General features: G+C 66.7%; 23 protein-coding genes. 6 read left to right on the forward strand and 17 right to left on the reverse strand.

Translation table 11 applies throughout. From position 1 onward, the window contains the following. Positions 1 to 21: 21 nt before the first annotated feature. A complete protein-coding gene (locus MXB53_RS08415; RefSeq protein WP_248896929.1) occupies positions 22 to 1,143 on the reverse strand; it encodes a pyridoxal phosphate-dependent aminotransferase in 1,122 nt (373 codons plus the stop codon). Between the two features lie 50 nt (positions 1,144 to 1,193). Then, positions 1,194 to 1,358, reverse strand: a complete 165-nt coding sequence (locus tag MXB53_RS08420; protein ID WP_248896930.1) for a hypothetical protein — start codon at positions 1,356 to 1,358, stop codon at positions 1,194 to 1,196. 52 nt (positions 1,359 to 1,410) lie between these two features. Here MXB53_RS08420 and MXB53_RS08425 point away from each other — a divergent pair, with 52 nt between their 5' ends. After that, the gene (locus MXB53_RS08425; RefSeq protein ID WP_248896931.1) at positions 1,411 to 2,760 is read left to right on the forward strand and encodes a DEAD/DEAH box helicase; all 1,350 of its coding nucleotides are present in this window, start codon (positions 1,411 to 1,413) and stop codon (positions 2,758 to 2,760) included. On the opposite strand, the gene MXB53_RS08430 is transcribed toward MXB53_RS08425, so the two are convergent. After that, positions 2,757 to 3,143, reverse strand: a complete 387-nt coding sequence (locus tag MXB53_RS08430) for a hypothetical protein (protein ID WP_248896932.1) — start codon at positions 3,141 to 3,143, stop codon at positions 2,757 to 2,759. The two genes, MXB53_RS08425 and MXB53_RS08430, sit on opposite strands and share 4 nt — an antisense overlap. A 239-nt stretch (positions 3,144 to 3,382) precedes the next feature. Between MXB53_RS08430 and MXB53_RS08435 the strand changes: the two genes are divergently transcribed. Then, the gene (locus MXB53_RS08435) at positions 3,383 to 4,918 is read left to right on the forward strand and encodes a DUF790 family protein (RefSeq protein WP_248896933.1); all 1,536 of its coding nucleotides are present in this window, start codon (positions 3,383 to 3,385) and stop codon (positions 4,916 to 4,918) included. Here the strand turns inward: MXB53_RS08435 and MXB53_RS08440 are convergent, their stop codons facing one another. Together MXB53_RS08440 and MXB53_RS08445 are read right to left on the reverse strand one after the other, a co-directional pair. After that, positions 4,919 to 6,133 carry a cation:proton antiporter gene (locus tag MXB53_RS08440; RefSeq protein ID WP_248896934.1) on the reverse strand — a complete coding sequence of 405 codons (1,215 nt, stop codon included), beginning with the start codon at positions 6,131 to 6,133 and terminating at the stop codon, positions 4,919 to 4,921. A 48-nt stretch (positions 6,134 to 6,181) separates the two neighbouring features. Continuing rightward, positions 6,182 to 6,415 carry an alpha/beta fold hydrolase gene (locus MXB53_RS08445; RefSeq protein WP_248896935.1) on the reverse strand — a complete coding sequence of 78 codons (234 nt, stop codon included), beginning with the start codon at positions 6,413 to 6,415 and terminating at the stop codon, positions 6,182 to 6,184. 64 nt (positions 6,416 to 6,479) lie between these two features. On the opposite strand from MXB53_RS08445, the gene MXB53_RS08450 reads away from it, so the two are divergent. Then, positions 6,480 to 6,704 carry a hypothetical protein gene (locus MXB53_RS08450; protein ID WP_248896936.1) on the forward strand — a complete coding sequence of 75 codons (225 nt, stop codon included), beginning with the start codon at positions 6,480 to 6,482 and terminating at the stop codon, positions 6,702 to 6,704. A gap of 437 nt (positions 6,705 to 7,141) precedes the next feature. Here MXB53_RS08450 and MXB53_RS08455 read toward each other — a convergent pair whose 3' ends face one another. The 4 genes from MXB53_RS08455 to folP all read right to left on the reverse strand — a co-directional run bounded on the left by MXB53_RS08455 (position 7,142) and on the right by folP (position 10,704). Then, positions 7,142 to 7,684, reverse strand: a complete 543-nt coding sequence (locus MXB53_RS08455) for a DUF7122 family protein (RefSeq protein ID WP_248896937.1) — start codon at positions 7,682 to 7,684, stop codon at positions 7,142 to 7,144. Further along, on the reverse strand, positions 7,681 to 8,616 hold the full coding sequence (locus MXB53_RS08460) for an RsmB/NOP family class I SAM-dependent RNA methyltransferase (protein WP_248896938.1): 936 nt from the start codon (positions 8,614 to 8,616) through the stop codon (positions 7,681 to 7,683). The genes MXB53_RS08455 and MXB53_RS08460 overlap by 4 nt, the downstream gene beginning before the upstream one ends. Before the next feature lie 144 nt (positions 8,617 to 8,760). Then, positions 8,761 to 9,438 (reverse strand): 6-hydroxymethylpterin diphosphokinase MptE-like protein, encoded by a 678-nt coding sequence (locus MXB53_RS08465; RefSeq protein ID WP_248896939.1) that lies wholly within the window; start codon positions 9,436 to 9,438, stop codon positions 8,761 to 8,763. Positions 9,439 to 9,558: 120 nt separating this feature from the next. Beyond that, the gene (gene folP, locus MXB53_RS08470; RefSeq protein ID WP_248896940.1) at positions 9,559 to 10,704 is read right to left on the reverse strand and encodes a dihydropteroate synthase; all 1,146 of its coding nucleotides are present in this window, start codon (positions 10,702 to 10,704) and stop codon (positions 9,559 to 9,561) included. A gap of 94 nt (positions 10,705 to 10,798) precedes the next feature. On the opposite strand from folP, the gene MXB53_RS08475 reads away from it, so the two are divergent. Next, positions 10,799 to 11,377 carry a DUF8114 family protein gene (locus tag MXB53_RS08475; protein ID WP_248896941.1) on the forward strand — a complete coding sequence of 193 codons (579 nt, stop codon included), beginning with the start codon at positions 10,799 to 10,801 and terminating at the stop codon, positions 11,375 to 11,377. Beyond that, the gene (locus MXB53_RS08480; protein WP_248896942.1) at positions 11,374 to 12,141 is read left to right on the forward strand and encodes an RNA methyltransferase; all 768 of its coding nucleotides are present in this window, start codon (positions 11,374 to 11,376) and stop codon (positions 12,139 to 12,141) included. The genes MXB53_RS08475 and MXB53_RS08480 overlap by 4 nt, the downstream gene beginning before the upstream one ends. On the opposite strand, the gene MXB53_RS08485 is transcribed toward MXB53_RS08480, so the two are convergent. The 3 genes from MXB53_RS08485 to gatE all read right to left on the reverse strand — a co-directional run bounded on the left by MXB53_RS08485 (position 12,142) and on the right by gatE (position 15,071). Beyond that, entirely contained in the window at positions 12,142 to 12,573 is a 432-nt protein-coding gene (locus MXB53_RS08485; RefSeq protein WP_248896943.1) for a MaoC/PaaZ C-terminal domain-containing protein, read from the reverse strand. A 309-nt stretch (positions 12,574 to 12,882) separates the two neighbouring features. Continuing rightward, positions 12,883 to 13,179: a phosphatase PAP2 family protein gene (locus MXB53_RS08490; protein ID WP_248896944.1), complete on the reverse strand. Its 297-nt coding sequence runs from the start codon at positions 13,177 to 13,179 to the stop codon at positions 12,883 to 12,885. A 23-nt stretch (positions 13,180 to 13,202) separates the two neighbouring features. Then, the gene (gatE, locus tag MXB53_RS08495; RefSeq protein WP_248896945.1) at positions 13,203 to 15,071 is read right to left on the reverse strand and encodes a Glu-tRNA(Gln) amidotransferase subunit GatE; all 1,869 of its coding nucleotides are present in this window, start codon (positions 15,069 to 15,071) and stop codon (positions 13,203 to 13,205) included. Positions 15,072 to 15,309: 238 nt separating this feature from the next. On the opposite strand from gatE, the gene MXB53_RS08500 reads away from it, so the two are divergent. After that, positions 15,310 to 16,224 (forward strand): HpcH/HpaI aldolase/citrate lyase family protein, encoded by a 915-nt coding sequence (locus MXB53_RS08500; RefSeq protein WP_248896946.1) that lies wholly within the window; start codon positions 15,310 to 15,312, stop codon positions 16,222 to 16,224. Positions 16,225 to 16,323: 99 nt separating this feature from the next. Here the strand turns inward: MXB53_RS08500 and MXB53_RS08505 are convergent, their stop codons facing one another. From MXB53_RS08505 to urtB, 5 genes are all read right to left on the reverse strand, one after another. Continuing rightward, positions 16,324 to 16,692, reverse strand: coding sequence for a VOC family protein (locus MXB53_RS08505; protein WP_248896947.1), 369 nt, complete (start codon positions 16,690 to 16,692; stop codon positions 16,324 to 16,326). Positions 16,693 to 16,753: 61 nt separating this feature from the next. Then, complete coding sequence (locus MXB53_RS08510; protein ID WP_345779724.1) at positions 16,754 to 17,452, reverse strand: ABC transporter ATP-binding protein; 699 nt, start codon at positions 17,450 to 17,452, stop codon at positions 16,754 to 16,756. A gap of 8 nt (positions 17,453 to 17,460) precedes the next feature. After that, on the reverse strand, positions 17,461 to 18,222 hold the full coding sequence (locus tag MXB53_RS08515; protein WP_248896949.1) for an ABC transporter ATP-binding protein: 762 nt from the start codon (positions 18,220 to 18,222) through the stop codon (positions 17,461 to 17,463). After that, the gene (locus MXB53_RS08520) at positions 18,219 to 19,316 is read right to left on the reverse strand and encodes an ABC transporter permease subunit (protein WP_248896950.1); all 1,098 of its coding nucleotides are present in this window, start codon (positions 19,314 to 19,316) and stop codon (positions 18,219 to 18,221) included. The genes MXB53_RS08515 and MXB53_RS08520 overlap by 4 nt, the downstream gene beginning before the upstream one ends. 1 nt (position 19,317) lies before the next feature. Beyond that, on the reverse strand, positions 19,318 to 20,199 hold the full coding sequence (urtB, locus tag MXB53_RS08525) for an urea ABC transporter, permease protein UrtB (protein ID WP_248896951.1): 882 nt from the start codon (positions 20,197 to 20,199) through the stop codon (positions 19,318 to 19,320). Positions 20,200 to 20,204: the final 5 nt, after the last annotated feature.

Genomic DNA, 20,204 nt, shown 5'->3' on the forward strand with positions numbered 1-20,204 from the left:
AAAATCGTTGGGCTGGGGTAGTCAGCGCAGGTCGGTCACGACGCCGTCCATCACGTCCAGCGCCTCCCGCAGGGTGTCAGTGTCGGTGGCGTAGGAGATGCGGGCGTGGCCGGCACCGTTGGCGCCGAAGGCCTCGCCGGGGACGACGATGACGCCCCGTTCGAGACAGGCGTCGACGAACCCGTCGGGGACCCGCGGCATCGCGTAGAACGCTCCCTCCGGCGTGGGCACGTCGAGGCCCATCTCGTCGAAGCGGTCCAGCAGGAGGTCACGCCGCCGTTCGAACGTCTCGGCCATCTCGTCGACGACATCTTGGGGTCCCGTCAGCGCCGCCTCGGCCGCGTACTGGGCGGGCGCCGAGGCGCAGGCCTGGATGTACTGGTGGACGCGGAGCATTCGCTCGATGCGCCGGGTGGAGGCGGTGACCCATCCCAGCCGCCAGCCCGTCATCGAGTACGTCTTCGAACAGCCGTTGACGACGACGACGCTGTCGGTGTCGGCGTACGTCATCGGCGAGTGGTGCTCGCCGTCGAAGACGAAGCCCTCGTACACCTCGTCGGAGACACAGATCACGTCGTATGCGTCGGCGATGCGGGCGAACTCCCGCACGTCCGACTCGGTCGAGACGGCGCCGGTGGGGTTGCCGGGGCTGTTGACGATGAACGCGGCCGTCTCGTCAGTGATGGCCGCTTCGACGGCCTCGGGATCGAGCGTCAGGTCCTCGCGCAGCGGGACCGGGACGGGCGTCCCGCCGGTGAGTTTCGTCAGCGCGTCGTAGGAGACGAAGCCGGGGTCGGGGACGAGGACTTCCTCGTCGGCGTCGACGTGGGCTTCGAGGGCGAGGTGGAGCGCTTCGCTCCCGCCAGCCGTCGCGATGACGTCGCCGGGGTCGACATCGACGCCCTGGTCGCGGGCGTGTTTCGCCGCGATGGCCTCCCGCAGCGGGCGAACCCCCTTGTTTTCGGTGTAGGCGTCGGCGTCGCCGGCCTCGATGGCGTCGACCGCCGCGCTGCGGGCGTGGGCCGGCGCCGGGAAATCCGGCTGGCCGAGGCCGAGGTTGATGGCGTCCTCGCCGGCCGCCTCGAACACCTCGCGGATGCCACTGATCGAAATCGATTCGACGCGCTGGGCGAACTCGGACATGTGCTACCACCGGTCCGCGCCCGGCATAGGTGTTCCCGTCTCGTATCACGCTACTCGTCGCCCTCGTAGGCGTCGCGCAGGTCGGACACGTGGTCGCCGAGTCGCGACAGCGCCGCGTCGGCGTCGATGTAGCCGTCGTCGTACTCGTCGTAGACGCGTTCGGCGACATCGAGAAACGCCGCCACCTCGTCTTCGAGTTCGTCGTCGGATGCCATGTTCGGCCCCGGGGACGGAGGGCATATAGTTCCACCCCTCCAACGTGGCTGCGTGACCCTCGTCTGCCGGTTCGAGGACGGCACGATACGACTCGACGGCGACAGCGACGCGCTGGACCCGGACGCGCTCCCCGGCGTGACCGTCGACGACCGCGGCAAAACGCTTCGGGCGCCTGCCTATCGGTACGGCGAACTCCGCGCCGCTCTCGACGAGGCCGGCGTCGACTACACCGACCGCGTTCTCGCCCTGCCGACGCTTGCTCTTTCGACTTCCTACGACCTTCGTGACTACCAGACGGCGGCCCTCGACGCCTGGCGGGCGAACGACCGTCGAGGCGTCCTCGAACTCCCCACCGGGAGCGGCAAGACCGTCATCGCCATCGGCGCGATGGCGGCGCTCGCGACACCGACGCTGGTCGTCGTCCCGACGGTCGACCTCCTGACGCAGTGGCGACGCGAACTCGAAACGGAGTTCGACGTGCCGGTCGGCCAACTCGGCGGCGGCGAGCAGACGCTCGAACCGCTCACCGTGTCGACCTACGACTCCGCATATCTCCGCGCCGAGGACATCGGCGACCGGTTCGGGTTCGTCGTCTTCGACGAAGTCCACCACTTGGGCGGCGAGGGCTACCGCGACGTGGCGCGCCTGCTCGCCGCCCCCGCCCGCCTCGGTTTGACCGCGACGTTCGAGCGCCCCGACGGCGCCCACGCCGTCGTCGAGGACCTCGTGGGGCCGGTGGTGTACGACCGTTCGGTCGACGACCTGGCCGGCGACCACCTCGCCGACTACGAGCTCCGGCAAGTGGACGTGGAACTCACGCCGGCGGAGCGCGAGGCCTACGACGAGGCCCAGGGCACCTTCGTTGACTACCTCAAGACATCGGGACTGTCACTCGACAGCGGGAGCGACTACCAGGAGCTCGTCAAGCGGTCGGGGCGCGACCCGCAGGCACGGGAGGCGCTCCTGGCCAAACAGGAGGCCCGCGAAATCATGATGAACGCCGACGGGAAAGTCGACGCCCTCGCGCGGATCCTGGACCGCCACCGCGGCGACCGGTGTCTCGTCTTCACCGCGCACACGGACCTCGTCTACCGCCTCTCCGAGCGCTTCCTCATGCCCGCCATCACGGGCGAGACGGGGACCGACGAGCGCCGATCCATCCTGGACCGGTTCCGCGAGGGGACGTACACCCGCGTCGTCGCCGCGAACGTGCTCAACGAAGGGGTGGACGTGCCGGACGCGAACGTCGGCGTCGTCCTCTCGGGGAGCGGGAGCGAACGCGAGTTCACCCAGCGTCTCGGGCGGATCCTCCGTCCCAAATCCGACGGCGGGAGCGCCATCCTCTACGAAGTCGTGAGCGTCGACACCGCCGAGGAGCGGGTGGCCGATCGGCGACGCTAGCTGAGTTGCGAGCCGAGCGAGCCGCCATTGGCGAAGTCGGCGTAGGCCACGGATTCGAACACCAGAACCACCTCTCGCTCGTCGTCCGCGGGCACCGTCACGTCCCGACGCTGCGTCGTCCGGGTCTCCCCGACGGTGACGCGGATTCGGAGCGTCCGGGTCCGTTCCGCCTCGGAGCGGTTCGTGACCGTCGCCAGCACCCGCAGGTGACCCTCGGCGGCTTCCTCGACGTTCAGGTCGGTGACGGACATGGACCCCTCGCCAGACGCCGTCGGTTCGCCGGGGGTCGGCGGCGTTCGGGGCCCCGTCGCCGACCGAGTGGTACAGCCAGCGAGTGCCGCGATGCCGGTGAGGACCGCCGAAAGCGCGCCACGCCGGTTCATACGCCCACCCATCCCGCCGACGGACAAGAGCGTTGCCCTCCCGCCTTCCTTTATAGGAATTCTCGTAACTGTCCAGAGATTCTCGCGGACCGTATCCGCGTGAATCTCTGACGACTTCCAATAAACCATAGTATAGTCGCGTTTGGAACTGTTTGCACACCGGATCGCGTACTGTCTGGCGATCCGGTGTGCGGTGACTTACAAAGGCTACTATAGTCTCTCGGCCCCGAGTGACGGCTATGCTGACGAAAGACCTCCTCCGGGTGTCGCGGGCGGGCGGAGGGTATCACCCGCAGTTTGCCGAGCGCGAACACCGGCCGCTGGCCGCCCGCGTCATCGGAACGTTCGCGGATCACGTCGGGCAACCACGGGCCGACCTGGAGGCGGCGCTCGCGGCCCTCGAACCCGAGGCCGGTCACTTCAAACTCGTGCGCGGGTTCGCGGCGCTGTGTGAGCGTGACGCGGCCTTCGAGACGCAGGCCGCGGTCCCGCCGGAACGCGCCCGCCGTGTCGCGTTCGAGGCCGCCGAGTCGGTGGGCGTCGTCACCGAATCAGACCGTGACCGCGCGCTCGCCCGCGCGACCGACCGTCTCGGCCTCGACGGCGAGACCGACGCCGTCGACGATTCGCTCTACGCCGACCGGGAGGCGCGACAGATCCTCGTCGACTTCGCCCCCCGGTGGAGTCCGGACGAACTCCTCGAACAGTACGACCTGTCGCTCGCCCAGACCGCGCTGTTCGACGCCGTCGAAGTGCGCATTCGGAGTTCGGAACCCAAGGCGCTGGTGTCGGCAGTCAAACGTCTCGGCCTTATGTACGAGGTGCGCCGCGCCGAGGGGGAGACCCGCGAGGTGGTCGTCACGGGGCCCGATCACCTGTTTCGGCGCACCCGCCGCTACGGCACCGCCTTCGCCCGGCTGCTTCGCTCGGTCGCCAAGACGGCGTCGTGGCGCCTCGAAGCCACCGTCGACGACCGCGGCACCGAACGCGAACTCGTCCTCACCCAGGACGACGTGAGCGTCCCCGGGGTCGACCCCGTGGCCGAACCCACCTACGACAGCGGCGTCGAACGGGAGTTCGCCGCCCGGTTTTCCGCGCTCGACCTGGACTGGACGCTGATCCGCGAACCCGAACCCCTGGCGGCGGGCGCGAGCGTCATGATCCCCGATTTCGCCTTCGAGTACCGGCCAGCCGGGACCGACACCGACGCGCCCGCCTTCCGGGTGTACTTCGAAATCGCCGGGTTCTGGACGCCGGAGTACGTCGAGTCGAAACTCGCGAAACTCGAGGACGTGGACGACGAGACGCTGCTCGTCGCCGTCGACGCCTCGCTCGGCGTCGGCGACGAGATCGAGGCGCGCGACCACCGCGCCATCACCTACGAGCGATCGGTCCGCGTGAAAGACATCGTCGACGCGCTCCGGACGTACGAACGCGAGCTGGTGGCCGACGCCGCCGGGGAACTGCCCGACGAACTCGTACCCGAGGCCGACGTCGTCTCGCTGGACGACTTGGCGGCCGAGCACGGCGTGAGCGTCGACGCCCTCGAAGCGGTGACGTTTCCGGAGCACGACCGCGTGGGGCGGACGCTCGTCCGTCCGGCGGTGCTCGACGCACTCGCCGACCGCCTCGACGCCGGCCAGACCCTCGACGAGGCCGAAGCGATCCTCGACGACTACGGCCTCGGCGACACGAGCGCCGTCCTCTCGCGGGTGGGACTCCGTGTGTCGTGGGAGGGGCTGAGCGGCGGGACGCTCCGAGAGCGGGACGGCTGATCAGCCCTCGCCTCCGGCCGCCGGCCAGAGCCGGTCCACGAACCGATTGAGTCCGTCGGCGTTGCGCATGAGCACCGTCCCGAGGATGCTCGTCAGGAGGACGTAGCCGACGGTAAAGGCTGGAATCGTCTCGCGGAGCGCCGGCGTCGTGCCAGCCGTCACCAGGAACGCCGCGATGACGAGCGAGAACTCCCCGCGCGGAGTGAGGGCACACCCCATTCGGATGGACCGCCGGCGGTCCAGTCCGTACGCCCGCCCGGAGAGGAAGCCACTCACCAACTGGCCGACGGTGGTGACGATGACCGCGGCGACGACGAAGCCGAGCGCGCCGGCGAGCAGCGCCGGGTTCGTCTGGAGACCGATGAGGAAGAAGAACATCGCGGCGAAGAGGTCGCGACTGGGGGCGATGAGTCGCTGGATGCGGTCGGTGTGCTGCGTTCGGCCGAAGGCCGTCCCCACCAGAAAGGCGGCGACGGCCTCGCTCACGCCGACCATGAGTCCTGCACCGGCGACGAGGGCGCCCACGCCGAGGACGCCGACCAGGAATATCTCGGAGGACTCCGTCCCGAACAGGCGGTCGAGCACGCTAGCACCGTAGTACGCGGCGGCGAGCAGGGCGACGAGGAAGAGCAGCGACCGGCCGATGGAGAGGGCGACGGTCGAGAGGTCGGTGCCGCCGAGCAGGAAGACCGATAGCAGGGCGAAGCCGAGTGCCGTGAGGATGTCTTCGATGACGATGACGCCGAGGATGGCCTGGCTCTCGGGACCGGCGATCCATCCGAGGTCGGTGAGCGATTTGGCGATGATGACCGTCGAGGAGTTGAAGACGATGAGCGCGATGAACGCGGCTTCGAGCCAGGTGAATCCGAACGCGAGACCGAGGACGAGACCGAGCGGGAGGCTGATCCCGACATCGGCCGCGCCGGCACGGAGGAACTGGATCCGGTTCGAGAACAGTTGTTCGAGGCTGAGTTCGAGGCCGACGAAAAACAGGAGGAGGACGACGCCGAGTTCGGCGAGCAACCGCACGGTGTCGGGGTTGTCGACGAGCGTGAGGGAGACGCCGCCCAGCGACGGGGCGAACGGCCCCACGAGGACGCCGACGACGATGTAGGCCGGGATGACGGACTGTTCCAGTCGGAGCGCGAGCGCACCGGCGGCCGCGAGCAGACAGAGGAACACGCCCGCCGTCACGAGGAGGTTGAGTTCGACCACCGTTGCCCATCGTCTCGACGGAGAATGATAGGTGTTTCTGGACCCGTTTCACCGCTCCTCGACGAACGTCCGAACTGCCTCGTTGAACGCCGTCGCTTCCTCCCAGAACGGGCAGTGCCCGCTCTCTTCGAAGGGGACGTGTTCCGCGTCGGGGATCGCGTCTTCCAGCCACGCGCCCACGTCGGTCGGGAAAATGTTGCCCTGTTCGCCGTCGGTGAGTGAGTTATCCGTGGAGGTGGGCCGTGGTTCCGCTTCGCCGAAATCGCCCTGACCGAGCGACATTCGACGCTGCACAGGGCTTAGAAACACCCCAAGATCTTTTTCTGAAAAGAGACAAGAACGGGCCGTGACTGACTCTCCAGACAGTAACGACAGAGCGACTGCTGAAGACGAGACTCCCCATGGCGCACCGGAACCCGAAGAATTCGACGGCCGCGAGGGAGAGGTCGAGGAGAGTGAACTTCCACCGGAGGCCCGCGACAAGGAGGAGGACCGCTACCACGACGAGTCCGGTGACGCGCGCGAGACCGCGAACCCGGACCAGCATCGCGACGAGGAAGAGTACGATTAGCGGGCCAGGTCGCAGAGGTACACTTGAGGGACGCGTAGCAGCAGGGTGGACACGACTCTGGTAGAATGCCCATCCACTGACTGCCGAGAAATCCATCGACATCAGTTCCGTGCTTACGGCGAGAGGTGGAGTTCAGACGCCAAACCAACGAAGGAAGGCGCCGAAGAGAGCGACTACCCCCCCGAGGGTGAACGTTCCCGGGAAGGGGATCACGAACAGTACAATCCCGAGGGTCATGACGGCGGTGGACGTTCGCATCGTGGTAGTTTCGGGTGCGAGCCGTTTGTGTCTGATGCTCCGAGCGGGCCAACACGACCTCGTGGGTCCGTATTGACGATCCGAACTCACTGAACGAGAGGGATATCTGTGTGAGATACGCGCCCTCCATTCAGCACCACCGCTGAGCCCGATCCGCGAATATTCGACCATCCGCTGTCCTATTCCGGCGACGATAACTCCGCCCGTCGCCCTTTCGGCACCACCGACCGCAACTCGTCGTGGACGTACAACCCGACGCCGATGGGTTCGATATCGCCTGCGAGTTCGTGGGCGACGACGAGATAGCCCCAGTCGCCGTCCCATTCGGGGTCGAGATCCTCACCCGCGATGAACCGCCTCGCGTCCCCGGGATCGAGTTCGATCACGTTCCGGGTCGCTTCCTGTCCGAACCGCTGGACGGCGTTCGTCGTCGGCTTCCAGTGCTCCTGGCGCGTCCGCAGGAACGTCATTCCGATGCCCTCGACGTCCGTCGGCGTCGGCAGATCGGCGGCGAAACACCAGATCTTGCCCGCGCCTTTCTCCCAGAAGGTGTAGCCCTCGAACGTCGACGTCGGCACGCCGAAGCGGTCGGTCCACCACTCGATCACCGCCGCGCGGGTCGCGCGACCGGCCACCGTTCGCTCGGCCGCCGTTGCGGGCAGGCGGTCGAACGTCGATCCGTCGTTGCCGTCGCTCGTACCGGCGTCGTCGCCGTCGCTCATGCCGTCACCTCCAGTTTCGCACAGAAGAACCCGCCCGTGTCGTTGTGGTGCGGATAGATGCGGAGCGCCTTTGTGACGCTCGGATCGTACGTCTCGTCCTGCCACGCCGTGACGCCGGGAACGCCGTCGAGGGGTGCGTCGAAGTCGACGAGGCGACAGTCCTCTTCGCCGAGGACGTGATCGAGGACCGCCTCGTTCTCCTCTGGCGCGAAGGTACAGGTGGAGTAGACGACGGTGCCGCCGGGTCGGGTCGCCTGGATCGCCCGCCGGAGGATGCCCTTCTGGACGCCCGCGACGCTGTGGACGTGATCGAGGCTCCAGGTTTCGAAGGCGTCGGGGTTCTTGCGGATCGTTCCTTCACAGGAGCAGGGCGCATCGACCAGTACGCGGTCGAACTCGTCGACGCCTCGTGGCTCGTCTCTGCCACCGCCGCCGAGCGGTTTCAGCGAGAAGTTGCGCGCGTCCTGGTTGGTGACGACGAGGTTCGTCACCCCGAGGCGCTCGGCGTTGTGCCGAAGCGCCGACAGGCGGCCGAGGTTGTTGTCGTTGCCGACCAGGAAGCCGCGGTCGTCCATCCGCGCCGCGAGCTGTGTCGTCTTGCCGCCGGGCGCGGCGCAGGCGTCCCACACCCGGTCGCCGGCGTCGGGCTCCAGCACGATAGCGGGGAGATTGGACACCTCCTCCTGGCCGTGGATCCAGCCGTGGGCGTGGGGCCAGTTCAGTCCGGGCGAATCCTCTGGCAGTCGGAACACGCTCGGGTGCCAACCCACGGGTTCGTACTCGATACCCCCGGCGTCGAACGCCGCCCGCACGCGCTCGACGTTCGCCTTGATGGGGTTGACGCGCACGACGGAGGGCAGGGGCCGATCGCAGGCCTCTCTGAACGCGTCGAAATCGTCGATAAGCGACTCATACCGCTCCAGCGGAGTCATCGCCCGCCTTTTCGCAGGCGGCGGGTTAGTGGGTTTCGACCCGTGGCTCATCTCGCGGGTGTCATACGGATTATTGTAACTGTTTACCGGTGGTTCTCTGGGACGGTCCAGCGAACCACCGGGACTGACTTCCAATAAACCGTATCAGAGGATATCGATCGCCGCTCGCCGGCCGTCGAGGATCGCAAACCGCTCGCCGCGACGGCGTTCTAGCCAGTGAAGCAGGCGCTCGGCCCACGCGAGTTTCTTTCGCTTGGCCGGGTCGACGGTCGGGTCGTCGAACGCCCATCCCGGAAACCGGAGGGCAGCGGCGCCGAACGCGTCGGCCAGAAACGCCGCGCGGTCGCCGTCCGTGAACCCGCCGTAGTTGACGACCGGCCCCTTCGGTTCGGTCTGCGTGGTCGGCAACACGTGATCGCCGTCCAGTCGCGGCACCCACCGATCGAGTTCGGGTACGTTGTCGCCGTGGGCGTGGACGGCGACGGGCGTTCCCTCGTGGGTGAGTTCGCGGGCGACGCCGGGTGTTTTGTCCAGGTCCGTCACCATCAGATCCACGTCGACGCCGTGGTCACGGAGCCGAGCGGCCGCCGACGAGGCGGCGAACACCAGATCGGCAGCCGCAGCGACATCGGCGTCGTCGTCGAGACAGGGCGCGGCGCCCGCGACGGCGACCGTCGTCCCGGCCACGGGGTCGAGACGTGATTCGTCGAACGCGTCGACGTATCTGGCGAGTCGGTCGCGAGCGCGCTCATCAGCGACGCGGTCGTAGCCGAAGTCGTCGAGGATGCGTTCGTACACGGGGTTCCACGTCTGGTACTCCATAATAAGGCCACAACAGCCGGAGCGGCACCAAGTACCCCTACCCGAGTGCCGAGCCGGCTTCCACGTCGGCGTTTGCGAAGCGTCCGGCATAAGCTTTCTCTTATATCGGGTGGAGGCGCCTCACCGGTTCGCCACCGACTCGACGGCAGACAGCGCCGCATCGAGGCCGTCGGAGCGCCCCGACGCGGCCCGAACGACCGTGGCGAGGTCTGCGGGCGTCCCCGCGAGGAGCCGTCGGTCGCCGGTGCCAGCGACGAGTGCAGTCGTCCCGCGGGCGGCGTCGACCAAGGCGTCGCAGTCCCCCGGCGTGAGCCCCGCGAGTTCGAACACGCGGGTCGTCCCCTGACGGGCCGCGTCGGCGTCGCCGCCGACACGGGTCAGGTGACGCTCCATCTCGCCGACGCTCGTCACGTCGAGTTCCTCGACGGTCACGTCGCCAGTGGTCGTCCGGAGGCGGTCCCGCGTGAAGGCGTCGCCGACGAGGGCGGCGTCCCGCGTCTCTTGTACGTCGTGTGTGCGGATCACGTGCGCGCCGCGCTCGACGGCCATCGCGGTGGCCGCGAGGCTCACGGGCAGGGCTTCCTCGGTCGAGCGCCCGGCGATGTCGCGGAGGAAGTTCTTGCGGTTGATCGAGACGAGGATCGGCCGATCGAGGGCGCGAAACTCGCGGAGGCGGTCGAACGTCTCCCGGTCGTCTGCGAGCGTCTTCGCCTCGCTCCACCCGCCGAACGCGGGGTCGACGATGGTCTTGTCGGTGAGGCCCTCCCGCTCCAAGGCCGCGTAGATGTCGTCGACGTGTTCGACGGCGCCCGGGCGGGTGAGGTCGGGCGGACTCGCCATCTTCACGACGGCCACATCGCGTTCGGCACAGACCCGGGGCATCTCCGGATCGGCGAAGCCACAGATGTCGTTGACCATGTCGAAGCCGGCGTCGAGGGCCGCCTGCGCGACTTCGTGATACCGCGTCTCGATGGAGAAGACCGCGTCGCCGGAAACGCTCTGCATCGCCGCCACTGCGGTGTCGAGGCGGTCGAGTTCCTCCTCCGCGGAGAGCACCTCGAAGCGCTTGTTCGCGGACTCCAGTCCCACGTCGACGACGTCGGCGCCCTCGTCGATGAGTTCTGCGTCGACGTAGGCCGCCGCCGCGCCCGGATCGTCGAAGACGCTGGGTTCGTACGGCGATTCGGCGCTGACGTTCAGCACCCCCATGATCCGAGGTGGGTAGTCGTCGCCGATACCGAGTCCCGCGGCGTCCACATCTCGCATGGCGCCTCGTCGGGACGCGATCACCATATGTCGACCGGTCGTCTCGCCCCCGAAGACACGCTCTTTTTATCCGCCCGGGCGCTACCTCCGGCTAATGGCAAAGGTCAGTGTCGGGCTTCGCGGCTGGCGCTTCGAGGAAAGCGAGGTGTTCACCGCCGACGGCGAGTTCAAACCGCTCGACGAGATCCCCGAAGAGCCACGGGAACGGCTCGTTCGGCTGACGCATCTCGTCGAGGAGCCCTGCGACGCCTGCTATCTGGTCCACGGCGAGGGAGCCATCGAGCGGTGTACCCCCGCGGCCATCGTCTACGGCGAGCCCGGCGACGAAATCCTGCTTTGTGAGGCCCACGAGGCGGACTTCCTCTACTGGTACCGCGAGCAGGGTGGGAAAGCCTACCGCGGCGAACCGGCGTTCCGCGATCGGTTCCACGAGTGGTTCCACGGCGGCGGCCGCGCGCCCGACGACTACGGCGGCCTCGATCACGTCGAGACCGACCCCGAGTCGCTCCCGTCACCGCCGAGCCCGGAGGAGATCCAACAGCGGCTGAACGAGGGGTTCGACGGCCGCAAGATCGACCTCCGGAAGGGTGGCGAGGACAGCGAACAGACGGACGACGGCGACGACATCGACCTCGACGATGTCGACCTCGGCGCCGACTACCCGTCGCGATGACGGCGAGCACCCCCGTCGTGGTCGTCGTCGACGCCGAGACGCCGGGCAACGTCGGCACCATCGCCCGCGCGATGAAGAACTTCGGGCTGACGGAGCTGAAACTGGTGAATCCGCCGGAACTCGACCCCGACGGCGAGGCGTACGGCTTCGCCGGCCACGCCCGCGAGGACGTCCTCCCCAACGCCGAGGAGGTGACCTTCGACGAGGTGGTGCAGCACTACCACACCGTCGGCTGTACGGCGATCACGGGCGAGGATAGCCGTCGTCACGTCCGCTTCCCGTTCAAGACGCCGCGGGAACTCGCCGAGAGCCTGCGGACCGTCGACGCGCCGACGGCGCTGGTGTTCGGCCGCGAGGGCCGCGGCCTCGACAACGAGGAACTCGCGCGCTTAGACGAGGTGTGTTCCATCCCCGCGAGCGCCGACTACCCGGTGTTGAATCTGGGGCAGGCCGCGACCATCCTCCTCTACGAACTCCGCGATCTGACCGTCGAGGAGACGCAACTGCCGGACGTGGAACACGAACGCGCCGACGAGGCGGACATCGAACGGTTCCACGACTACGTCGCCGAGTTCCTCGACGCCAGCGGCTACAAGGAGATCAAACGCGACAAGACGCGTCGGTTGATCCGCCGCCTGGTCGGCCGTGCCCACCCGACCGACCGCGAGATACACACCCTGCTCGGCGTGTTGCGCCGGGCGACGGGGCAGTTGGAGCATCGAAACGAACTCTTGGCGGAGTACGACGAACCCGACCGCTGGTAGTTACGATCGTGCGACGAGCACCAGTGCCTCGGTGCTGAGCACCGTTTTCTCGCCGGCCGTCGTGTCGACGCCCCAGCGAACGATGCCGTAGTCCTCGCGTTCCTCGTCGACGCCGTGGATGGTCGAGTGGACCGTGAGTTCGTCGCCCGGAACGACCGGTTCAGGCCAGCGGAGGCGGTCCAGGCCCTTCGCGCCGAGCGTCGCCGTTTCGTCCAGAAAGCCGTCGACGAACAGCCGCATCGACATCGCGGCGGTGTGCCACCCGCTGGCGATCAGGTCGCCGTGGATGGAGTCGGCCGCGCGGTCGGGGTCCGTATGAAACCACTGCGGGTCGTACTGCTCGGCGAACTCGATGATCTCTGCCTCCCGGACGGCGTAGGTGCCGTGTGACTCGCCGTCCCAGCGGTCGATGTCGTCGAGAAAGACCGTCATCGGTCGGTCGAGGGTACCCCGCGTGAAATGGATTTCTGCTCTCGAGACGTATATCGGATGTCGCGATATGAACTATCGGTGCGGCGATGGCGTGGGTTTGTATTCGAACTCCAGAGATAGGGGCGTCCTCTGTGTCGCCCTCACCGAGGAACCCCGCCACGACACGCAGTCCGCGCTCGCCAGTGTCGGCTTGGATGTCACGGAGGGTGTGTCGTCGCCGACGCCGCGGCTATTCGTACCAGCGGCGACATCGACGCCGTGGTGGCCGAGTTCCCCTCCCCGAGGGAACTGGACTCGACGTGAAGCCGGTCACCGTCGGGCCAGTCGCTCGCCGAGCGCGTGCCCGCTGGGAAAGCCCGGCGGCCGCGGGAGCGCGAAGGCGGCTTTGATCACTTCGACGAAGACGACGGCTGCGATGCCGAGCGCGAAGACGAACAGTCCACGGCGGCGGTCGACACCCAGCGTGTCGGCACCGACGAGGAAGAGCACACTCCCGAGCGAGAGGAGAAACCACACGTCGCCCAGTTGCGACACGATCCCAAATAGGACGACGAGCGGCCACGGCGCCGACTGCAGTAGATCGAAGAGCCCCAGTGCTCGATTCACGAATCGGCCCCCGCCGGGTGGCGTCAGGTCCGTTTGCCGATCTCTTCGCGGAGCACGTCGCTGACGATTTCGCCGTCGGCCTTCCCGCGGAGCGCGCCCATGCACTCGCCCATGAGCGCGGAGAACGCGCCCATCCCCTCCTCGGCAATCTGGTCGGCGTTGCGTTCGACCACCTCGACCACGGCCTCGCGGACCTCGCTCTCGGAGACGCCGGAGAGTCCCGCTTCCTCCACCGCTGCCTCGGCGGTGAGGTCGGGGCCGGCCGCGAGCGTCGCGAGCACCTCGTCGACCCCTTCCTTCGCCAAGTCGCCCGCCTCGACCAGTTCGAGGACGGCGAGCAGGTGGTCGTCGGTGAGGTTCTCGACGGCCACGTCGTCGCGGCGGAGTTCGGTCAGCGTCCCTTCGAGGACGCCAGCGGCGAAGGTGGCGCCGACGCCCGTCTCGACCGCCTCTTCGAACAGCGGCATCCGGCGGCCGTAGGCCACCTGCTCGGCCAGACCCGGATCGAGGTCGTACTCCGCCTGATAGCGTTCGACCTTCTCGGTGAGGAGTTCGGGCGTCTCGACCTCGGTCGGGTCGAGTTCGACGGGCGGGACGTCCGTCTCGGGATACATCCGCGCCTCGCCGGGCAGGGGGCGCAGATAGCGGGTCGTCCCCTCCTGCGTCGCGTCACGGGTCTCCTCGGGGACGCCCTCGATGGCCGTCCGCGCGCGGTCGGCCACGGCGTCGATGGCCAGGTCGGCCGTCTCGGGGTCGTCGGCGACGATGGCGACGGCGTCGGTGGCGCCGGCGTCCACCGCGTCGCGGAGTGCCGTCACTTCCGCGCCCGTCACGCCGTAGGCTGGCAGTTCGTCGGTGTGGAAGATGCCGCCCGCGCCGTGGCGCTTGGCGTGGTCCGAGAGTTCGGTGCCGAGCCGACGGTCGGGCTGGATTTCGTGGCCGACGAGGCCGTCGAAGCCATAGAGCGGGACAGCGGTCACGCGCCCGCCGGAATCGAGCGCGCTCCGGATGACGCCGCTGTCGGTGTCCTCGAACACGTCGGTCACGTCCTGAGTGTTGCCGACGCTGGCGTCGCGGTCGGCGAGTTCGTCGGCGATATCGAGGAGTTCGACCTGCCGGCCCACCTCCAGACGGACGATATCGTCGATCTGGTCGAGCGCCTGGACGCCCTTGATTTCGACGCGGGCGCCCTCGGCGATGGAGACGTTGACGTCCTGGCGGATGGTGCCGAGGCCGCGTTTGACCGATCCGGTCGAGCGGAGCAGCATGCCGATGCGCTCGGCGGCGTCGCGGGCCTGGTCCGGCGAGCGGATGTCCGGCTTGGTGCCGATTTCGACCAGCGGAATGCCCAGTCGGTCGAGGCTGTACCGGACGCCGCCGTCGAACTCCGCGACGCGGCCGGCGCTCTCCTCTTCGAGCAGGAGGTCCTCGATGCCGACGGGGCCCTCGTCGGTTTCGATCTGACCGTCTTGGCCGACGAGCGCGGTGCGCTGGAAGCCGGAGGTGTTCGAGCCGTCGACGACGATTTTCCGCATCACGTGGGCCTGATCGACGGCGGTCATATCGAGCAGGTCGGCGATCTGGAGGGTCACGTCGATCGCTTCGTCGTCGATCCGGTGGGGCGGTTCGTCGTCCTCCTCGACGAGACAGGTGGTGTCGAAGGCGAGGTATTCGAACTCGCGGTCGACGCGACTCTCCTCGACGGCCGCCTGATCGAGTTCGCCGAGTTCGCTCTTCGTCGGGTGGAGATACCGAGAGAACGACCGCACCGACTCCTCGGGTTCCCGACGCTCCGTCGGGCACGCGCAGAACAGTTTCGTCGCGGTGTCGAGTTGCTGGTGAATCTCCAGCCCCGCGACCAGCCCGAGCGTCTCGTAATCGTACTCGCTCATCGCCCGTACGTCTGCCCGGCGGGCCTAAAAGCGTTCAGTATTAGGGCTTCTCGTAACTGTCCAGAGATTCTCGCCGGCCCGTCACGGCGAGAATCGACGTGACTTCCGATACCCCCTATATGCGGCCCGACGCCGGGCTGTCGACAACGGACGAAAACCTGCACGTCAGACCCCGAAAATACGGAAACTAAGGAATCTTTATGCGGTCTGATGAATCTTTATCCGGTGGTGGAAGAACATGTCTGACGACGTCGAACTCCGGCGGACGCAGCTCGCGACGCCGGCCAGTGACCCCGACTTCATGGAGAGTGCCTCCCGAAGCGACGCCGACGAAGTCTTCCTCGACCTGGAGGACTCCGTGGCGCCGAACGCGAAAGCCGAGGCCCGAGAACCGCTCATCGAGGCGGCCCACGAACACGACTGGTCCGACAAGATCCTCTCGTTCCGGATGAACGGGATCGACACGAAGTGGTGGTACGACGACATCATCGAAGTCGTCGGCCAGGCGGGCGAATACATCGACGACATCATCGTCCCGAAGGTGGCGGGACCGAGCGACATTCACACCGTCGAGAACCTGCTCACGCAGGTCGAGGAGAACAACGACCTCGAAGTGGGCGGCATCGGTCTCGAACCCCAGATCGAGGACGGCGAGGGGATGCACAACGTTCACGACATCGCCCACGCCTCCGACCGCCTGAGTTCGATCATCTTCGGCCCCGGCGACTACTCCGCCGCGATGGGGACGCCCGGACTCGACATCGGTCAGTTCCCGGAGTACCCCGGACACTACTGGCACCACGCGCTGTCGGAGTGTAACGCGGCCGCGAAGAGCGCCGGCCTACCCTGCATGGACGGTCCGTACGCCGACATCGACGACCCCGAAGGGTTCCGTGAGTCCGCCAGCAACGCCAATATGATCGGCTGTGACGGCAAGTGGGTCATCCACCCGAGTCAGATCGAAATCGGCAACGAAGTGTTCGCCCCCGACCCCGAAGTGGCGGAACGCGCCGAACGGATCGTCGAGGCCTACGCCGAGGCGATGGAGGAAGGCAAGGGCGCCGTCTCCGTCGACGGCCAGATGGTCGACGAGGCCACCAACAAGATGGCCCAGGATATCGTCGCCAAGGCCCGCGCGGCCGGCATCCTGTAACGCGGCTCCGCGCTCTTTCGACTCCTCTTCTTTATCGGTTCACTGGATAGCGGCGCACACCGTCGGAAAAAAAACCGTTACGGCGATCCGTCGTCGCGATCAGTCCAGTGACTCGACGAGTTCGACGACGTGTCCGTCGGGGTCCTCGACGAACGCGGTGCGGGCGCCGGCCGCGGGCTGGTCGCCCGGTTCCTCGACGACGCCGTAGTGATCGATGTCTTCGAACACCGCGTCGACGTCGTCGACGCCGATGGCGAGGTGGTCCCAGGCGGTCCCCTGCTCGAACTCGGTTTCGCCTTCGGTCTCCGAGAGCTGAATCTCGACGCCGTCGTGGTCGGCAACGTAGCGGTTCTCCGTCTCGCCATCGGGCGTCTCGAAGGACCACGACTCCTCGAAGCCGAACTGTTCGTAGAAGGCGATCGATTCGTCCGCGTCCGCGACGTTCAGGCAGACGTGAATGAAGTTCATCCGTGTCCCAAGCACGGCTTCGCCGGGACAAAAAGATACTGAGTCGGCGTCGCTGGACTCCTCAGACCGCGAGGTAGTCCGCGACGGCGTCCGCGTCCTCGAGGTCGGTTTCGGTCAGTTCCGTCTCGATTCGACCGTTGTCGACGACGTAACACCGCTCGGAGAGTTCACGGATGACCTGCAGATTCTGCTCGACGAACAGTACGGTCACGCCGAACTCGTCGCTGATGCGGGCGATGTCGTCGGTTATCTGCTGGACGATGGAGGGCTGGATGCCCTCCGAGGGTTCGTCAAGCAAGAGCAGGTCGGGGTTGCCGGCGAGTGCGCGCCCGATGGCGAGCATCTGCTGTTCGCCCCCGCTCATCGTCCCCGCCTTCTGACTGCGACGCTCTTCGAGACGGGGGAAATACTCGTACACGTCGTCGACGAGTTTCTCCGACTTGTGTTCGCTGATGGTCAGGCCCATCTTGATGTTCTGTTCGACCGTGAGGTCGGGGAACACGTCGCGCCCCTGTGGGATGTAGCCCATCCCGAGGCGGGCGCGGCGGTCGGCCGACAGGTCGGTCACGTCGTCGCCGCGGTAGCGGATGGTTCCCTCGTCGGCCGAGAGCAGGCCGATGACCGTCTTCATCAGCGTGGTCTTGCCGACGCCGTTGCGACCCATGATACCGACCGTCTCGCCGCTCCCTATCGAGAGGTCGATATCCCGAAGGATGGGCGTGTTGCCGTAGGAGACATCGACGCCGTCCATCGTGAGCATCGGATCGCTCATTCGCGCACCTCCCCGAGGTAGATGCGGCGAACCTCGGGATCGTTCTCGATTTCCTCGATGGTGCCTTCGGCGAACACTTCGCCCTGATGGAGCACCGTCACCGACTGCGCGATGGACCGCACGAAGTCGATGTCGTGTTCGATGACCAGAAGTGTTATGTCTCGCTCCTCGTTCAGGCGGTGGACGTACTCGGCGGTGCGTTCCGTCTCCTTGATGGACATGCCCGCGGCGGGTTCGTCCAACAGGAGCAGGTCGGGGTCGAGCGCCGACGCCATGGCGATCTCCAGCCACTGCTGTTGTCCGTGCGAGAGGTTGTCGACGCGGGTGTCGGCCTCGTCGAGGAGGTTGAAGTTATCGAGAGTGTCCTCGATAGCCGCGTCGATTCGGCTCCGGTCGACCTCTCGTTGGAGCGGGATGTGGACGTTCTGTCGAACGCTGAGTTCGCCGTACACGGCCGGCACCTGAAACTTCATGCTCAGGCCGGTCCGGGCGCGGTCGTGTTGCGAGAGGTCGGTGATGTCGTTGCCCTTGTACCGTATCCTCCCCTCGGACGGCGTGAGCTGCCCGACGAGAAGTTTCAGCAAGGTGCTTTTGCCAGCCCCGTTCGGGCCGATGAGACACCGAATCTCGCCGCGTTCGATGCGAAGGTTCACGTCGTCGACGGCGACGAGGCCGCCGAATCGCTTGGTGAGGCCGTCGGTCTGAAGCAGGGCGTCACCGGCCGCCGTGGCGTCCGTGCCGCGTTCGCTCGCGGTCACGAGGAGTCACCTCCATCGGAAAGTCGCTCACGGACTCGCCGGTGTATCTGGGGGACGAACCCCTCCGGAAGCACCAGGATGACGAACAACAGCAGTCCACCGAGAATGACCATCGAGAACTGGCCGCCGAACACCGAGAGCTTCTGTGAGATGAAGGAGACGGCGAACGTCCCGATGATGGCTCCGCTGAGCCACTTGCGCCCGCCGGTGGCTACCCAGATGATGGGCAGTGCGGCGAACGTCAGTCCGAACACGCTCGGGTCGATGTAGTTCCCCCACGAAGCGTAGACGACGCCGCCGAATCCGGCGAGAACGCCTCCGAAGGTGAACACGCCGAGTTTGACTCGGCGGGTGTCGTAGCCGAACAGTTCCGTCCGTTCCTGATTCTCTCGGATACCGACCATCACGTATCCGATGTTGCTGTTGACGAGGACGCGCAGTCCAAGGTAGGTGAGCAACAGCGTTCCGACGACGAAGTAGTAGAACGCCGTGTCGGTGATAGTGATGGCGGTGTCGCCGACGCCGAGTGCGAGGCTGGGGATTTCGGTCATCCCGTTGAAGCCACCGAGACGCGCCTCTCCGATGGCCCACTTATCGCCGGCGGTCTGTCCCATGAACGTGCCCAACACGAGCGTGACCGCCAGTGTGATGATGGCGACGTACACGTCGCTCACCCCCCCGTAGAACATGAAATATCCCACGAGGAAGGCGAAGGTACCGGAGACGCCGATGCCGACGAGGAGGCCGGCAACGGTCCCGATGGGACCGGTCACGTTGATGCTGACGACGCCGAACGTGTAGCCAGCGACGCCGTAGAACGCCACCTGACCGAAGCTGAAGATGCCAGTGTACCCCCAGACGAGACAGAGGCTCAGCCCGAGGAACGCCGACACCAGCAGGTAGGCGGTGTTCGAGACGTAGTACGACGAGCGCAGCATCGGATAGACGAGGAGTAGACCGACGAGCACCGCGAGTGCGGCCCAGAAGGTCCGTCCGTTCCCGAGGGTGTTCGGTCCCTCGAGCGCGTCTCGGGCGCGCGCAACGACGCCGTCCGATGTCGTGTGGTCGACACCACTCGTGGTTTCACCGGCCATCTCAGGCACCTCCCCGTATCTGGTCGAGGAGTCCGGTGATACCGCGCGGGAGCGCGCGGATCACGAGTATTGTCGTCACGAGCAGCGCCATTCGACCGGCGAACGTGCCGAAGAGATTCGAGAACACAGCGTTGATGAAACCGAGGAGGACGCCGGCCGTGGTGGTTCCGACTAGCACCGAGGCGCCGCCGACGACGACGGTGACGAACGCTTCGACCAGGAAGGTCGAACCCATCCCGGGAACGAGCGTCATCGTCGGCGCGTACAGCGCACCGGTCAAGCCGGCGAGTGCCGAACCAAGGCCGAACGTCAGCAGATACATTCGGTTGGTGTCGACGCCGAGCGACCGGCTCATCTCCTCGTCCTGAATCGTCGCTCTGGCGCGGGTGCCGAAGGTCGTTCGGGTGAACAGCCAGTACAGGAGTCCGAGCAGAGCCAGACTCGCCACCGCGAGCAGGATGCGGTACGTCGAGTACGAGAACGGCCCGTACTGGATGGTACCGAGCGGCGTCCCGATACTGGACAGCGAGGACCCGAAGATGATTCGGAGCCCCTGAATCATGATGAGGCTGATTCCCCACGTCGCCACCATCGAATCGAGCAGACGCCCGTACAGCCGACGGATGACGGTCAGTTCGAGAATGATGCCGAACACCGTCGTCAGCGCGACGCCGATGAGCATCGCGACGGGGAGCGGCATACCGGCGTTGAAGCTGAGTGCAGTGCCGTACGCTCCGACGGTGATGAACTCCCCGTGGGCGAGGTTGATGACTCCCATCATACCGAAGATGATAGCTAGCCCAATCGCCGACAGCACGAGGAAGCCGAAGCTGTCGAGGAACTGAAGGAGGAGGTTGAGCAGTTGCGGGAGTATCGATGCCATCGTGT

Source organism: Haloplanus sp. XH21, from assembly GCF_023276355.1.
GTDB classification, from domain to species: Archaea; Halobacteriota; Halobacteria; order Halobacteriales; family Haloferacaceae; genus Haloplanus; species Haloplanus halobius.

Bases quoted from the DNA above. Each gene is read 5' to 3' on its own strand.
- MXB53_RS08415 (WP_248896929.1), bottom strand. From the start codon at position 1,143: ATGTCCGAGTTCGCCCAGCGCGTCGAATCGATTTCGATCAGTGGCATC.
- MXB53_RS08420 (WP_248896930.1), bottom strand. From the start codon at position 1,358: ATGGCATCCGACGACGAACTCGAAGACGAGGTGGCGGCGTTTCTCGAT.
- MXB53_RS08430 (WP_248896932.1), bottom strand. From the start codon at position 3,143: ATGAACCGGCGTGGCGCGCTTTCGGCGGTCCTCACCGGCATCGCGGCA.
- MXB53_RS08435 (WP_248896933.1), top strand. From the start codon at position 3,383: ATGCTGACGAAAGACCTCCTCCGGGTGTCGCGGGCGGGCGGAGGGTAT.
- MXB53_RS08445 (WP_248896935.1), bottom strand. From the start codon at position 6,415: ATGTCGCTCGGTCAGGGCGATTTCGGCGAAGCGGAACCACGGCCCACC.
- MXB53_RS08455 (WP_248896937.1), bottom strand. From the start codon at position 7,684: ATGAGCGACGGCGACGACGCCGGTACGAGCGACGGCAACGACGGATCG.
- MXB53_RS08460 (WP_248896938.1), bottom strand. From the start codon at position 8,616: ATGACTCCGCTGGAGCGGTATGAGTCGCTTATCGACGATTTCGACGCG.
- MXB53_RS08465 (WP_248896939.1), bottom strand. From the start codon at position 9,438: ATGGAGTACCAGACGTGGAACCCCGTGTACGAACGCATCCTCGACGAC.
- folP (WP_248896940.1), bottom strand. From the start codon at position 10,704: ATGCGAGATGTGGACGCCGCGGGACTCGGTATCGGCGACGACTACCCA.
- MXB53_RS08475 (WP_248896941.1), top strand. From the start codon at position 10,799: ATGGCAAAGGTCAGTGTCGGGCTTCGCGGCTGGCGCTTCGAGGAAAGC.
- MXB53_RS08480 (WP_248896942.1), top strand. From the start codon at position 11,374: ATGACGGCGAGCACCCCCGTCGTGGTCGTCGTCGACGCCGAGACGCCG.
- MXB53_RS08485 (WP_248896943.1), bottom strand. From the start codon at position 12,573: ATGACGGTCTTTCTCGACGACATCGACCGCTGGGACGGCGAGTCACAC.
- gatE (WP_248896945.1), bottom strand. From the start codon at position 15,071: ATGAGCGAGTACGATTACGAGACGCTCGGGCTGGTCGCGGGGCTGGAG.
- MXB53_RS08500 (WP_248896946.1), top strand. From the start codon at position 15,310: ATGTCTGACGACGTCGAACTCCGGCGGACGCAGCTCGCGACGCCGGCC.
- MXB53_RS08505 (WP_248896947.1), bottom strand. From the start codon at position 16,692: ATGAACTTCATTCACGTCTGCCTGAACGTCGCGGACGCGGACGAATCG.
- MXB53_RS08510 (WP_345779724.1), bottom strand. From the start codon at position 17,452: ATGCTCACGATGGACGGCGTCGATGTCTCCTACGGCAACACGCCCATC.
- MXB53_RS08520 (WP_248896950.1), bottom strand. From the start codon at position 19,316: ATGGCCGGTGAAACCACGAGTGGTGTCGACCACACGACATCGGACGGC.
- urtB (WP_248896951.1), bottom strand. From the start codon at position 20,199: ATGGCATCGATACTCCCGCAACTGCTCAACCTCCTCCTTCAGTTCCTC.